A 14,044-nucleotide genomic window follows, 5' to 3' on the forward strand; every position below is an offset into this window, starting at 1 on the left:
GGTGGCCGGCGTCCCCGCTCCGGATAACAGTTTTTCGACCGCTCAGCCTTAATTTTGTTTTAACTCTCCGAAGTCGGCCCGGCCTCGCTGATTACGAATTTTGCGGTAACGAATCGTGCTCCGATCGGATACTGGGAGGCATGTCGTCCCGACCGGGCACTCCTCGGCTGACGCGCCAGCCGGGGCGGCTGGTCGCCTTCAGCGACGGTGTCTTCGCCATCGCCGTGACGCTTCTCGTGCTGGAGATCCAACCGCCGAAGGACTTCGGGCGCCTCCTGCCGGGCCTCGGGGCGTTGTGGCCGTCGTACCTGGGGTACGCGCTGAGCTTCCTGCTCGTCGGGCAGGTGTGGGTGAACCATCACGTCATGTTCGACCGGGTCCGGCACGTCGACCGTCCGGTCCTGTTCCTCAACACGCTGCTCCTGATGGTCATCGCGTTCCTGCCGTTCTCCACGTCGCTGCTCGCCGACGCGCTCCGCGCGGAGCAGGGGCTGCGCATCGCGGTAGTCGTCTACGGCACGACACTGTGGGCGGCGGCGGCCCTGTTCAACGTCATCTGGGCACACCTTCGCCGGGCGAAACTCCTGGATCCCGGTCTCGGCCCCTTCGGCGTCCGGGCCATCGGCCGCCGCTACGCGTTCGCGCTGGTCTGGATCGGCGGCGGCATCCTCGTCGGCGCGTTCGTGCCGATCGCCGGCGTGGCCATCATCGCGGCCTTCCTGCCCGCCTACTACCTGCCCATCCGCGGTGAGTACGGCGAGGACGGCGAGACCACCCGCCGTCGGAGCTGAACCGGACCCGATGGCCCGGAGACCGGCTCGGCGCGCACCGCGTGGAGATTCGTCAAAATAATGTGGGCGTGGTTGTCGATCGGGGCCGGCTCTCTTCGTAGCCCTGGTGAGAGCCCGGCATCGAGACGGGCCACGCACCCGCTGGAGGGCACGATGACCACCACCGCGCAGACCACCCGCACCACCACGTCGGCCTTCGGCGCGCTGATCGGGGCCGGTGCGCTCGCCACGGTCGCCGCGAGCGCCGCCACCATGGCCGTCGCCGCCGTCGGTCGTGCGGCGGGCATCAGCCTCGACGTGAGCGGCGCCCCGATTCCGGTGCCGGGGTTCGGCGTGCTGACCGCTGTCTTCTCGTCGATCGGCGTGCTCCTCGCCGTACTGCTGTCCCGCTTCGTGCGGCGGCCGCGGCGCGCGTTCGTCCGTACGACTGTGGTGTTGACGGTCCTGTCCCTGGTGCCCGACGTGCTCGCCGACGCCGGGACGGCCACCAGGGCGCTGCTGATGCTCACCCACCTGGTCGCGGCCGCGATCGTGATTCCGGCTGTCGCGCGTCGCCTGGCCGCCTGACCCGTTCCCATCCCACCGTCGAGTTCGTCGAAAGGACCACCATGAAGCAGTACCTGCTGTCCGTGCACTCCGTCGAGGGTGCGCCGACGCCGTCCGACGAGGAAACCCAGATCATGTTCCGGGAGACCGGTCGGATCATCGACGACATGCAGGCCGCGGGCGCCTGGGTCTTCGCCGGAGGGCTCACGTCGCCCGACAGTGCCACTGTCGTGCGGGTCGAGAACGGCGCCACCTCGATGAGCGACGGGCCGTTCGTCGAGACGAAGGAACACATCGCCGGATTCTGGGTGATCAAGTGCGACGACCTGGACGCGGCGCTGGCCTGGGCCGAGAGGTGCGCGGCCGCTTGCGGTCCGGTCGAGGTGCGCCCCTTCGACGACCTCTCGCAGGCCTGAGCGGAGGTCATCACCCGACATGGACCTGGCGAGCGTCTACCGCGCGGAGTACGGCCGCTGCGTCGCCACCCTGGCCCGCCTCCTCGGCGACATCAACCTCGCCGAGGAGGCCGTCCAGGACGCCTTCACCACAGCGCTGCAGAAGTGGCAGACCCTGCCGCCCAACCCCGGGGCCTGGATCGTGACGACCGCGCGCAACCGGGCCATCGATCGGCTCCGCCGGGAGTCGACACGCGAGGCCCGACACGCCCAAGCCCTGCTGCTTCGCCAACAGGACGAACCCCAGGAGGTGGGACCGGTGCAGGACGACCAACTGCGACTCATCTTCACCTGCTGTCACCCGGCACTGGCCCCGGACGCGCGGACGGCCCTCACACTCCGTCTGCTCGGCGGTCTGGAGGTACCGGAGATCGCCCGGGCGTACCTGGTCCAGGAGGCGACAATCGCGCAGCGGATCGTGCGCGCGAAGAAGAAGATCCGGGACGCCGGAATTCCGTACCGGGTGCCCGCCGAACACGAGCTGCCGGACCGGCTGCCGCCCGTGCTGACCGTGCTCTACCTGATGTTCAACGAGGGCTACGCGTCCACCGCCGGGCCGCTGATCAGGACGGACCTGTGCGCCGAGGCGATCCGGCTCGCCCGCGAGCTGGCCGCGTTGATGCCCGACGAACCCGAGGTCCTGGGCCTGCTCGCCCTGCTGCTGCTGACCGAGGCACGCCGTCCGGCCCGGCTCGGCCCGACCGGCGAACTCGTGCTCCTGCCCGACCAGGACCGGTCACTGTGGAACCGGGCGCTCATCGCCGAGGGCCACGACCTGGTTCGGCGCTGCCTGCGGCGCAACCGCCCCGGCCCGTACCAGATCCAGGCCGCGATCGGCGCGGTGCACACCGACGGCGCGGCCACCGACTGGCCGCAGGTCCTGGCACTGTACGACCAGCTCCTCGCACTCGCGCCAACCTCTGTCGTCGCGCTCAACCGGGCGGTCGCGGTCGCCGAGGTGCACGGGCCGGCGGTGGCCCTCGCCGTGTTGGAGGACGTCGACCTCCCGGGCTACCACAGGCTGCCCGCCACCCGGGCCGAGCTGCTGGCCCGGCTCGGCCGCGACGGAGAGGCCCGAGCCGCCTACGACCAGGCCATCGCACTGACCAGCAACGAGACCGAGCGCGCCTTCCTGCGGACGCGTCGTACCGCACTCACCCACTGAGGGAGACAAGCATGACCGCCACCTACACCTTCGACGTCTTCACCAGCCTCGACGGCTTCGGCAGCAGCACTGGCAACTGGGGCGGCTACTGGGGTAAACAGGGCCCGGAGCTGCTGGAGCGCCGACTTGCCACGTACGGCGAGGACCACCGCATGGTCTTCGGCGCCAGCACGTACCGGATGTTCGCGGGGATGCTGGCCGCCAGCACCGAGGACTCCGACGTCCGGGACGCCTGGGTCAACCGCATGGTCAAACTTCCGGCGACCGTCGTGTCGAACACGGTGGAGGGCCCCCTCGACTGGCCGGACGGGACCGTCGTGCGCGGTGACGCCGTCGACGTCGTCGCCCGGCTCAAGGAGGAGTCCAAGGTGCCGTTGCGCTCGCACGGCAGCCTCTCGATGAACCGGGCACTGCTGGCCGCCGGTCTGGTCGACTTCGTCCAGGTGACGCTCTTCCCGGTGGTCACCGGCGCGACCGGAACCGAGCCGATCTTCCACGGGACGGCCGACTACGACCTGGAGCTGATCGAGAGCCGGACGCTCGACGGCCGTACCCAGGAGTTCATCTACCGACCCACCCTGCACGCCTGAGTCGTCCCTGCACCCGGCGATGGTGGTGCGGCCGGCACGGGCCGCACCACCGTCACCGCGGCGCACCGGCCGCTCGGGTGACCACCTGAGCGCCGCGCCAGGCGTCGACAGCGCCGGTCAGCAGCGCACTTCGGTCTCCTTCTGCGCCACGTCCGAGATTCCGCCGAGGGCCCGGGTGCACACCGTCAACGTGTTGGCACCCAGCGACCAGACGTCGGGGCCGCTCGAACACTGCAGGTCGCGCAGCGTGCTGCCGGTGACGATCGAGGTGCAGACCTGGTACGAGCCGTGGCTGGCCCGGTACTGCTGCCACACGTACGTGTACGCGTAGTTCTTGCCACAGCCCTTGTACTGCTTGACCGATGCGGCGGTCTGCCCACCGACGGTCACGTACGCCGTCGCGCCGATCTGCACCGAATCCGCGCAGCGCGGGTTGGTCTCGGCGTGGGCGGGTCCGGCGAATGCCAACGTCGCGGGCACAGCCAGCCCGGCGGCCGCGAGGATGCGCACGCCGCGTCGGGAAAGGCTCTTCATCGGTGACCTCCTTGAATGCACCGGGACCGTCGATCCCCGTGTCGTCGGTGCACCACATTGATGGTCGCCGCGGCCCGTTCGGTAGCCTCTGACACGCTCTGACAACGTCTGACGAAGTCGTCTGACATGGGGGACGGATGAAGGACCAGCGTGCCGCCGCGGTGTCGAATCAGGACGGACGGGCGGCCGAGAGGTTCGCCGAACAGTTGCGGGCACTGCGGAGCGCCGCGGGAGACCCGTCATTCCGCAAGATGGCGGGGCGGTCGGGCCGAATCTCGCACACGACGTTGCACGAGGCAGCCGCCGGGACCAGGTTCCCGTCCTGGGAGACCACGCGGGAGTTCGTCCGAGCCTGCGAGGCGGACGAGGCCCAGTGGCGACGCCGATGGGAGGATGCGCAGCACCCGGGGAGGAGCCACGCCACCCCGGAGGGCGGCCTCGCGCCGGCCGTCGCCGACTTCCCGATCGGGGCCGGCAGCTCAGTCACGGCCGACGGCACAGAGACCGGAGTCGAGGCGTCCGGCGGCTTGGGCGCTCCGATGGTCCACAGGCCAGTCGTGTCGGGCGTCGACGCGTCCGCGTCGAAGGATCAGGGCGCGCTGCCGACAGTGGAATATCCGCAGGCCGAGGATGATGTCGAGAGTGCGCGGCGGGGCCGGCTGCCGTGGCTCAACGCCGCCGCGGTGGTGCTTGTGGTGGCGATGGTCGCCGTCTTGGCCGTGGCCGTCCGCAGTTGGTCGTCCCCGGCTGGCTCCGACACCCCGTCGGCGGCACCGTCGGTGGCGGCACCGTCGTCGGCGGCGTCGCCGTCGGCGTTCTCGGACTCGCTGATCCCCGGGGACGCGAGCAAATTCGTCGCCGACGTCACCATCCCCGACGGTACGCAGGTAAAGCTGAACGCCCAGTTCGACAAGGTGTGGGCCCTCGCGAACGTGGGGAAGGTCGACTGGCACAACCGGTTCCTGGCGCGAATGGACCCCGCCGCCGACGGTGCCGGTTGCCGGACGCCGGATCGGGTGCCGATCGGTGACACACCGCCCGGCGAGCAGGTGATGATTCGCGTTCGGGTGACCGCGCCGAGCCGCCCCGGCAAGTGCTGGGTCAGTTGGAAGATGGTCGACGAGACCGGGCGGGAGTACTTCCCCACCCGCCGGCCGGTGTACTTCATGGTCAACGTCGTGGCCTGAGCGCGCCTGACGGCGGCTCCGGTCACGTTCACCTGTCGATCGTCCGGCCCAGGGTCGCGCCGATCGGTGTCAGGGCGCGAACGACCGATGTCAGTCCCGGGTGCCGCCTGAACTGACAACACCGCATTCATCGAGGTCGGTGACGGCCTGACGGATCTGACAGGACGACGGGGGTACCGAACAGCGGGGTGCTTCTCGCAGGGTGATGTCTGTTCCGAACACGACTCACCACTAACGAGGAGGACCGACCTTGCGTCGTCCCTGGTTATCCGTCGGGCTCGTCGCGCTCTGCGTGGGCGTCGCGGTTCCGACCCATGCGTGGGCCGGGACATCCGGCGCCGCAGCGCAGCAGCGGGCGGTCACCACGGCTGCGGTGCCCGTGGTGAACATGGAGGCCACCGTCCTGGCCGCCCAGATCGACCCCCGCCGCGCGGACAACACACTGACCCCGGGTGCGAAGAGTTCCGTACTCGCCGTCGAGCAGGCGCTCCAGGCCAGGAATCTGCTGGACGCGCAGTGGGTCGACGGCTACTTCGGCACCGTGACCGTCTCGGCGTACGCGGCCTATCAGCGCTCGCTCGGCTACACCGGCCTGGCCGCGAACGGGCTGCCCGGCACGACGTCGCTGACGAAGCTCGGGCTGAACCGCTACACCGTCGGCAACACGATCGGACCGGGCGCGAAGGTCCCGCGTGACGGGTACGTCGTCAATGCCCGTACCCAGGCGATGCTGGCCGAGGCGCAGCGTCTGCTCGGCCGCACGCTGCTGCTCGAACAGGGGTCGTACAACCCCGGGGGTGACCCGACCTCGGCCGGTACGCACGACGGCGGGGGTGTGGTGGACATCGCGGTCGCCGGCATGACCGCGGCCCGGCGCACCGCCGTCGCCAAGGCTCTGCGCCAGGTCGGCTTCGCCGCCTGGGTCCGTGACCCGAGCCAGGGCGACTGGCCGTGGCACATCCACGCCACGGCGATCAACGACACCGACCTGTCCAGCCAGGCGCAGCACCAGGTCGGCGACTACTACCTCGGCATGAACGGCCTGGCCAACCGTGGCCCGGACGACGGCCCCCGGATCCCGATCCAGACCTGGGAGCAGTACCAGCGCGGGCAGTGACCCGCACCCCTCACCGTTTTCGGAAAGGACACCATGAACATCCGTAAGAGTCTCGCCGCCGCCGGCGTCGTGCTGGCCGCGAGCACCTCGATCCTCAGCGTCGCATCGCCCGCGTCGGCGGCGGCCCGCGACGGCGTTTGCGACAGCGGCGAGTTCTGCTACTACTACAACAGCGACAACGCGGGGTCGATCTCGGACTTCACCGGTTCGCTCGACGACTACGGCACCGAGCAGCCCTCGTGCTACGACTTCAAGGGCGCTGGCGCCGGCAAGGGCCTGTGCATCAAGAACGAGGCCGCCTCGGTCTGGAACCGCAGCACCAAGACCGTACGCGTCTACTACAACAGCGGCTACGCCGGTTCTTACCAGGACTTCGCGGCCGGGGCGAAGGGCAACCTCAACGCCACGCTGAAGAACAACAACGCCTCGCACCAGTTCTCACCGTCGGCGCGCACGAACCTGTCGTACGCCCTGTACCAGGCTAGCGGCGGCTCGGTCACGTGCGGCTTCGACGGTTACACCACCACGCCCGGCCGGCACGAGGGCATCGACATCGCCCGCAGCGTCGGCTCGGACGTGCACGCGCTGGTCTCCGGAACTGTCACCTACGTCGCGCGGGGCAGCACCGGCAGCGGCGGCCTGTCCACGATCTCCGTCTACAACTCCTCGTCCAACAAGACGGTGATCTACCTGCACACCGCCCCGAGGTCCGGGGTGAGCGTGGGCGACGCCATCAGCAAGGGCGAGATCATCGCCGACGAGTCGTGGCACGGGGTGTCCTCCAGCTCGGGCGCGCACACCCACGTCGAGGTCCGGGCCGGCCGGCAGACCCACGCGGCAGTAAGCGTCGGCGACCCCACCCTGGACAACGCCGACCCGACCGCGTTCTGGAACTCCCAGGGCTACAACGAGAAGTAGGACACCGTGAATATTCGCAAGGGCCTCGCCATCGTCGGCGCCGTCCTCGCCATGTCCACCTCCATCCTGGGTGTCGCCTCACCGGCAGCGGCGGCCACACGGGACGGAACCTGCGACAGCGGTGAGTTCTGCTACTACTACAACAGCAACCAGGCCGGCTCGGTCTCCGACTTCACCGACTCCCTGGACGACTACGGCACCACCCAACCGACCTGCTACGACTTCAAGGGCACGGGCGCCGGCAAGGGCCTGTGCGTGAAGAACAACGCGGCGTCGGTGTGGAACCGGACCGGCAGGACCGTGCGGGTCTACTTCAACAGCAACTTCGCCGGAGCGAGCCAGGACTTCGCGGCCGGGGCGAAGGGCAACCTCAACGCCACGCTGAAGAACAACAACGCCTCGCACGAGCTGGTGAGCGGATCGACCGGTTGCAGCACCGACGGCACCAACGCCAAGCTGCCGAGCACCATCCTCGTCTACCGGGTCGGTCTCGGTCGCGTCGACCGGGTCGACTTCAAGACGTACGTCAAGAACGTCCTGCCGAACGAGTGGATCACGAGCTGGCCGAAGGCCTCGCTGGAGGCCGGTGCCGTGGCCGTCAAGAGCTACGGCTGGTACTGGGCGCTGCACTCGACCCGGAAGACCCCCGGCGGCCAGTGCTACGACGTCCGGGACGACACCGGCGACCAGGTCTACCGGCCGTCGTCGGCGCAGGCGTCGACGTCCGCCGCGGTGGACAGCACCTGGTCGACCCGGATGACCCGCAGCGGCAACATCCTGCAGGCCCACTACTGCGCGACCACGACGGCGTGCGGTGGCTGGGTGGACGGGGACTGGCTGTCGCAGTACGGCTCGCGTGATCAGGCGAACGCGGGCAAGACCTACCAGACGATCCTGCGCTACTACTACCGCGACGTGGTCATCTCCTGACGTTGCGCGTCGACCGTGCCGCCCGCCGCACACCCGCGGCGGGCGGCACGCGGCTGGCCGGCCAACCGCCCGGCGCGGTCGGCCCGTTCGCCGGGCCGAGGGGACGCGCCCGCGCCGGCCGTGCGGCGACGGGTGGCAGACTCGTCGGCGTGAACGACATGGCCGCATCGACCGTGGACGGCGAGCTGGAGAGCGTCAGTCTGGTGGACCTCGCCGTCTCCCGGCTGACCAGGGAAATCCTCAGCGGCAAGAGCGACCCGGGTGAACGCCTCGTTGAGGAGCAGTTGACCCGCCGACTGGGGATCAGCCGGGCTCCGCTGCGGGAGGCGCTGCGGTTGCTGGCCCAGCAGGGCCTGGTCGAGCACGTGCCTCGACGCGGTGTCCGGGTGGCCACCCTGTCCGACCGCGACGTGCGGGAGTTGTACGAGCTGCGTGACGTGCTGGAACGTTTCGCGGTGCGGGCGGGGATCCCGGTCGGCCGGGAGAGCGACCTGACGGGGTTGCGGGCGACGCTGGACCAGATGCGGGAGGCGACGCGGGCCGGCGACCGGATGGCGGTCGCGGAGTCGCACCGGGCGTTCCACGTCGCGCTGGTGGCGCTGGCCGGCAACCGCCAGCTCTCCGCAGTGTATGGCTCGATCCTGGTGAAGTTGCAGCTCTACATGGCCATCAACCTGCGCCGCGAGGCTGAGGTGGCGCAGCCACTTGATGGGGTGCACCGGCACGAGCGGCTGTTCGAGGCGGTCGTCGGGGGAGATCCCGAGGAGGTTCTCGCCGTGCTCTCCGCGCACGGCGCGCGCTCGTACCTCGACTGACCGGCGAACGGCGGACGGGTAGGCGTGCCGTCATGCCCTCGTTACAGAGAGCGTGATTCCCTGAAACAGAACGGTCGACAATCGACAGTATGCCAGAGCGAGTGGAGTCCATTTCGGAGCTTCGGTCGGCGTACCACGCGGGTGGCCGCACCCCTGTCGACCAGGCCGAGCGCATCCTGGACGGCCTGGCCGAACGCGACGGCGAGTCGGTCTGGATCAGCACCGTCCCGGCCGACCGCCTGCGCGAACGGGCCGAGTCGCTGACCCGCCACGGCGATCCGGCACTGCCGCTGTACGGGATCCCGTTCGCGGTCAAGGACAACATCGACGTGGCCGGCATGGTCACCACGGCCGGCTGCCCCGACTTCGGATACCTGGCGGGCGAGGACGCGCCAGTGGTGCGCCGACTGCTCGACGCCGGCGCGCTGCTCGTCGGCAAGACCAACCTGGACCAGTTCGCCACCGGTCTCACGGGCGCCCGCTCGCCGTACGGCAGTTGCCAGAGCGTCTTCGGCGGCCGCCTCATCTCCGGCGGCTCCAGCTCCGGCTCCGCGGTCGCGGTCGCCGCCGGCCAGGTCAGCTTCGCCCTGGGTACGGACACGGCCGGCTCCGGCCGGGTGCCGGCGGCACTCAACGGGATCGTCGGCCTCAAGCCCACCCGCGGTCTGCTCAGCACGGCCGGCGTGGTGCCGGCCTGCCGCTCGCTCGACTGCGTGTCGGTCTTCGCCCCCGACGTGGCCGGCGCCCTCGACGTGCTGCACGCCGCCCGTGCCGTCACCTCGGCCGACCCGTGGGGCCGTCCGTTGCCGGCGGAGCGGGTGGTTCCCCGCATGCCAGGGACGCTACGCCTCGGGGTGCCGCGGGCAGAAGACCTCGAATTCTTCGGCGACACCGGGCAGGAAGCCCGGTTCGCCGCCGGTGTGCAACTGCTGCGTACCCTCGTCGGGTCCCCTCGGTCGGTGCCACTCGGGCCCTTCTTCGCGGCGGGGGACCTGCTCTACCAGGGGCCCTGGGTGGCCGAGCGGCTCGTCGCGCTCGGCGGTTTCCTGCGGTCGCGCCCGGACTCGGTCCTCGCGGTCACCCGGGCCGTGCTGGAGACCGGGTGGCGCTACGACGCGATCGACGCCTTCCGTGGCCAGCACCGGCTGCGCGAGCTGCGCGCGCAGGTGGACCAGCTCTGGCAGGACGTCGACGTGTTGGTCGTGCCCACCGTCGGCACCACGTTCACGCTCGACGAGATCGCCGAGGACCCGATCGGCCGCAACGCCATGCTCGGCCGCTACACCCAGTTCGCGAACCTGCTCGACCTGGCCGCGGTGACCGTACCCAACGGATTCACCGCCACCGGTCGACCGGCGAGCCTGACCCTGCTCGGCCCGGCGTTCAGCGACACCACCCTGGCCGCGCTGGCCGCCACCCTCACCGAGGGCGGCACACCGACCGGGGCCGTCGAGGCCAGCTCACCGCCGGCCCAACGACCGGCGGACGTGCTGATCGCCGTGGTCGGTCGGCACCTGGCGGGCGAGTCCCGCAACGGCGAGCTGATCGGGCACGGCGCGGTCCTCGCCGGCGCCGCCCGCACCGCGCCGCTCTACCGGCTCTACCGGATGGACACGCCCGATGGCGAGGGGCTGCCCGGTCTGGTCCGGATCGCCCCGGACGGGCCGTCGGGCCATCCCATCGAGGTCGAGCTGTGGCGGTTGCCAAGCGCCGCGGTCGGTGGGTTGCTGGCCGGCGTGCCCGCACCCCTCTCGCTCGGCTGGGTCCGCCTGCACGACGGGCGGGACGTGCTCGGCTTCCTCTGCGAGGCGTACGCGGCCGGCCCGCCGGCCGAGGACATCAGCGCCAGCGGTGGGTGGCGGGCCTACCGGCGTTCCGCCGCCCGGAGCTGACGCGGGCGGCACCAGCGATCACGACAGGAGGCGAGAGGATGGGCAGCATCGGGCCGGTACCGGCCAACCCCTACCCGTGGCCGTACGACGGCGTCGCGGACACCGCGCGTACCGCAGTGCTCTGCATCGACTGGCAGACCGACTTCTGCGGACCGGGCGGCTATGTCGACGCGATGGGTTACGACATCGGCCTCACCCGGGCCGGCCTGCCGGCCACCGCCCGGCTGCTGGAGCACGCCCGGTCGCTCGGGATGCTTGTCGTGCACACCAGGGAGGGGCACGATCCGCAACTGTCCGACCTGCCGGCGAACAAGCGGTGGCGCTCGGCGCGCATCGGCGCCGAGATCGGAGCGGCCGGTCCGGCCGGCCGGATCCTGGTCCGGGGCGAGCCGGGTTGGGAGATCGTGCCCGAGGTCGCCCCGGTGGCCGGTGAGGTGATCATCGACAAGCCGGGCAAGGGCGCCTTCTACGCCACAAACCTCGACCTGGTGCTCCGTACCCGGGGCATCACCCACCTGATCCTCACCGGCATCACCACCGACGTCTGCGTACACACCACGATGCGCGAGGCGAACGACCGGGGGTACGAGTGCCTGATCCTCTCCGACTGCACCGGCGCCACCGACAAGGCCAACCACGACGCGGCGCTGCACATGGTGACCATGCAGGGCGGCGTCTTCGGCTGCGTCACCACATCCGACGACGTCATCGCCGCCACGGCGAAGTGAGGTGCGCCCATGTTGACAATCGCGGCGAGGCCCGGCCCGTACTCCTTCGACATCTCGACCACCGCGCTGCTCCTCATCGACATGCAACGCGACTTCCTGGAGCCCGGCGGGTTCGGTGCGAGCCTGGGCAACGACGTCAGCCACCTACGCGCGACGATCGCGCCGCTCGCGGCGTTGCTGGCCGACGCCCGCGCCGTCGGTCTGACCGTCCTGCACACCCGCGAGGGGCACCTGCCCGACCTGTCCGACTGCCCGCCGGCCAAGCTCAACCGGGGTGCACCGAGCATGCGCATCGGTGATCCCGGCCCCAAGGGCCGGATCCTGATCCGCGGCGAGTACGGCCACGACATCGTCGACGAGCTGACGCCGCTGCCCGGCGAGCCGGTCATCGACAAGCCCGGCAAGGGTGCCTTCCACGCCACCGACCTGGACGCCCTGCTTGCCGAGCGGGGCATCCGCAGCCTCCTGGTCACCGGGGTCACCACCGAGGTGTGCGTGCACACCTCGGTCCGGGAGGCCAACGACCGCGGGTACGAGTGCCTCGTGCTCGCCGACTGCGTCGGGTCCTACTTCCCGGAGTTCCAGCGGGTCGGGCTCGACATGATCGCCGCCCAGGGCGGGATCTTCGGGTGGGTCGCCGACTCGGCGCAGGTACGCGTCGCGCTGTCCACCACGTCCGCGTTGCAGCCCTCTTCCTGACCGGGAGCAGCCATGGTCTCCACGAAGTCCACAGTCGTCGGGCTCCCGTTCTGGGTGCGCGGCGACACCAACGCGTTCTTCGGTTTCGGCGTCAACGTCCTGGTCAACGTGCTCACCCTGACCGGGCTCTGCATCGCCGTGGTGAACCTTCCCGAGGGGGAGGTGTTCGGCACCATCCTGCCGGCGCTCGGCATCGCCCTGGTCGCCGGAAACGTCTACTACACCTACCTGGCCCGCCGCCTCGCCCGCCGGGAGAACCGTTCCGACGTGACGGCCCTGCCGTACGGGCCGAGCGTGCCGCACATGTTCATCGTCATCTTCGTCATCATGCTGCCGATCTACCTGCGCACCCAGGATCCGGTGCGGGCCTGGGAGGCCGGGCTGGCGTGGGCCTTCATCATCGGCGTGATCGTGCTGATCGGCGCGTTCGTCGGGCCCTACATCCGCCGGTACGCGCCCCGGGCCGCGCTGCTCGGCACCCTCGCGGGGATCTCGATCACCTTCATCTCGATGAACCCGGCCGGTCAGATGTGGCGCATGGCCTGGGTCGCCCTGCCGGTCCTCGCGTTGCTGCTGATCGGTCTGCTCACCGACGTGAAGTTGCCGTTCAACTTCCCGATCGGGCTCGCGGCGCTGCTGGTGGGCACCGCGATCGGCTGGGCCGGCGGAGCGATGTCGGTGCCCGACGTCACGGCCGCGGCACGGGACATCGCGTTCGCCGTACCCTCGTTCAAGCTGGACCTGCTGTTCACCGGGCTGGCCGACATGGCGCCGTTGCTGGCGACGGCGATTCCGCTGGGCGTCTACAACTTCACCGAGGGCATGACAAACGTGGAGAGCGCCGCGACCGCCGGGGACAACTACAACCTGCGCAGTGTGCTGCTGGCCGACGGCGCGGGCGCCGTGATCGGCGCGGCGCTCGGCTCGCCGTTTCCGCCCGCCGTCTACGTCGGCCACCCCGGCTGGAAGGCCGCCGGTGGCCGCAGCGGCTACTCGATGGCGACCGGCGTGGTGATCGCGGTGCTCTGCTTCCTCGGCATGTTCGGGCTGCTCGCGGCGATCTTCCCGACGGCGGCCATCGTGCCGATCCTGCTCTACATCGGTCTGCTGATCGGGGCACAGGCGTTCCAGGCGACCCCACGGGCGCACGCCGCGGCAGTGGTCGCCGCGCTGATCCCCAACATCGCGGCCTGGGCGACAGGGCAGATCGACAACGCGTTGGCGGCGGCCGGCACCAGCGCCGCCGCCGTCGGCGACGACGCTCTCAACGGCGCCGGCGTGGTGTACGACGGGCTGCTGGTGCTCGGGCGGGGCGCCATCCTCGCCGGCCTGGTGCTCGGCGCGGTGGTGGTCTTCATCATCGACAAGCGGTTCGTCCGGGCGGCGGTCTTCGCCGGCACCGGCGCGGTGCTCTCGTTCATCGGGCTGATCCACGGCGAACGGATCGAGTGGAACGCCAGCGGACAGGTGGCGCTCGGTTATCTCTTCGTCGCGGCGATCTGCGTGATCTTCGCGCTCGGTCGCCCCACGCCGCGCGAACCCGACCCGGAGGAGGCCGAACTGGACCGGACGCCCGGTCCGGCCGCCCCCACCGGCCCCGATCCCGACCGACTGGCTGACGAGCAGAGGACGTCGGCGCTGAGCGGCTGAGCCGGCGGGCGCGGTGGGGGATGTCGC

At 70.5% G+C, this 14,044-nt stretch carries 15 protein-coding genes; 14 read left to right on the plus strand and 1 reads right to left on the minus strand.

Going from position 1 to position 14,044, the window contains the following annotated elements; translation table 11 throughout:
- Positions 1-140: 140 nt before the first annotated feature.
- The 5 genes from ACLQ26_RS22615 to ACLQ26_RS22635 all read left to right on the plus strand — a co-directional run bounded on the left by ACLQ26_RS22615 (position 141) and on the right by ACLQ26_RS22635 (position 3,547).
- Positions 141-791: a TMEM175 family protein gene (locus ACLQ26_RS22615; RefSeq protein ID WP_425746323.1), complete on the plus strand. Its 651-nt coding sequence runs from the start codon at positions 141-143 to the stop codon at positions 789-791.
- Between the two features lie 153 nt (positions 792-944).
- Positions 945-1,358, plus strand: a complete 414-nt coding sequence (locus ACLQ26_RS22620) for a DUF6069 family protein (RefSeq protein ID WP_425746324.1) — start codon at positions 945-947, stop codon at positions 1,356-1,358.
- Between the two features lie 41 nt (positions 1,359-1,399).
- Positions 1,400-1,753, plus strand: a complete 354-nt coding sequence (locus ACLQ26_RS22625) for a YciI family protein (protein ID WP_425746325.1) — start codon at positions 1,400-1,402, stop codon at positions 1,751-1,753.
- Positions 1,754-1,772: 19 nt separating this feature from the next.
- Positions 1,773-2,957 carry an RNA polymerase sigma factor gene (locus ACLQ26_RS22630; protein ID WP_425746326.1) on the plus strand — a complete coding sequence of 395 codons (1,185 nt, stop codon included), beginning with the start codon at positions 1,773-1,775 and terminating at the stop codon, positions 2,955-2,957.
- 11 nt (positions 2,958-2,968) lie between these two features.
- Positions 2,969-3,547, plus strand: coding sequence for a dihydrofolate reductase family protein (locus ACLQ26_RS22635; protein ID WP_425746327.1), 579 nt, complete (start codon positions 2,969-2,971; stop codon positions 3,545-3,547).
- 117 nt (positions 3,548-3,664) lie between these two features.
- On the opposite strand, the gene ACLQ26_RS22640 is transcribed toward ACLQ26_RS22635, so the two are convergent.
- Positions 3,665-4,081, minus strand: coding sequence for a hypothetical protein (locus ACLQ26_RS22640; RefSeq protein ID WP_358112282.1), 417 nt, complete (start codon positions 4,079-4,081; stop codon positions 3,665-3,667).
- 137 nt (positions 4,082-4,218) lie between these two features.
- Between ACLQ26_RS22640 and ACLQ26_RS22645 the strand changes: the two genes are divergently transcribed.
- From ACLQ26_RS22645 to ACLQ26_RS22685, 9 genes are all read left to right on the plus strand, one after another.
- A complete protein-coding gene (locus ACLQ26_RS22645) occupies positions 4,219-5,268 on the plus strand; it encodes an NBR1-Ig-like domain-containing protein (protein ID WP_425746328.1) in 1,050 nt (349 codons plus the stop codon).
- Positions 5,269-5,518: 250 nt separating this feature from the next.
- Entirely contained in the window at positions 5,519-6,385 is an 867-nt protein-coding gene (locus tag ACLQ26_RS22650; RefSeq protein ID WP_425746329.1) for a peptidoglycan-binding domain-containing protein, read from the plus strand.
- A gap of 33 nt (positions 6,386-6,418) precedes the next feature.
- On the plus strand, positions 6,419-7,303 hold the full coding sequence (locus tag ACLQ26_RS22655; protein ID WP_425746330.1) for a peptidase inhibitor family I36 protein: 885 nt from the start codon (positions 6,419-6,421) through the stop codon (positions 7,301-7,303).
- A 6-nt stretch (positions 7,304-7,309) separates the two neighbouring features.
- On the plus strand, positions 7,310-8,233 hold the full coding sequence (locus ACLQ26_RS22660; protein ID WP_425746331.1) for a SpoIID/LytB domain-containing protein: 924 nt from the start codon (positions 7,310-7,312) through the stop codon (positions 8,231-8,233).
- 158 nt (positions 8,234-8,391) lie between these two features.
- Positions 8,392-9,048, plus strand: a complete 657-nt coding sequence (locus ACLQ26_RS22665) for a GntR family transcriptional regulator (RefSeq protein WP_425746474.1) — start codon at positions 8,392-8,394, stop codon at positions 9,046-9,048.
- Positions 9,049-9,137: 89 nt separating this feature from the next.
- The gene (gene atzF / locus ACLQ26_RS22670) at positions 9,138-10,940 is read left to right on the plus strand and encodes an allophanate hydrolase (RefSeq protein ID WP_425746332.1); all 1,803 of its coding nucleotides are present in this window, start codon (positions 9,138-9,140) and stop codon (positions 10,938-10,940) included.
- A 38-nt stretch (positions 10,941-10,978) separates the two neighbouring features.
- Positions 10,979-11,668: a cysteine hydrolase family protein gene (locus ACLQ26_RS22675; protein ID WP_425746333.1), complete on the plus strand. Its 690-nt coding sequence runs from the start codon at positions 10,979-10,981 to the stop codon at positions 11,666-11,668.
- A 9-nt stretch (positions 11,669-11,677) separates the two neighbouring features.
- Complete coding sequence (locus ACLQ26_RS22680; protein ID WP_425746334.1) at positions 11,678-12,367, plus strand: cysteine hydrolase family protein; 690 nt, start codon at positions 11,678-11,680, stop codon at positions 12,365-12,367.
- A 12-nt stretch (positions 12,368-12,379) separates the two neighbouring features.
- On the plus strand, positions 12,380-14,017 hold the full coding sequence (locus ACLQ26_RS22685; protein WP_425746335.1) for a regulator: 1,638 nt from the start codon (positions 12,380-12,382) through the stop codon (positions 14,015-14,017).
- Positions 14,018-14,044 lie beyond the last annotated feature (27 nt).

The sequence above is a fragment of the Micromonospora sp. DT43 genome, assembly GCF_049841645.1.
In the GTDB taxonomy this organism is placed as follows: domain Bacteria; phylum Actinomycetota; class Actinomycetes; order Mycobacteriales; family Micromonosporaceae; genus Micromonospora.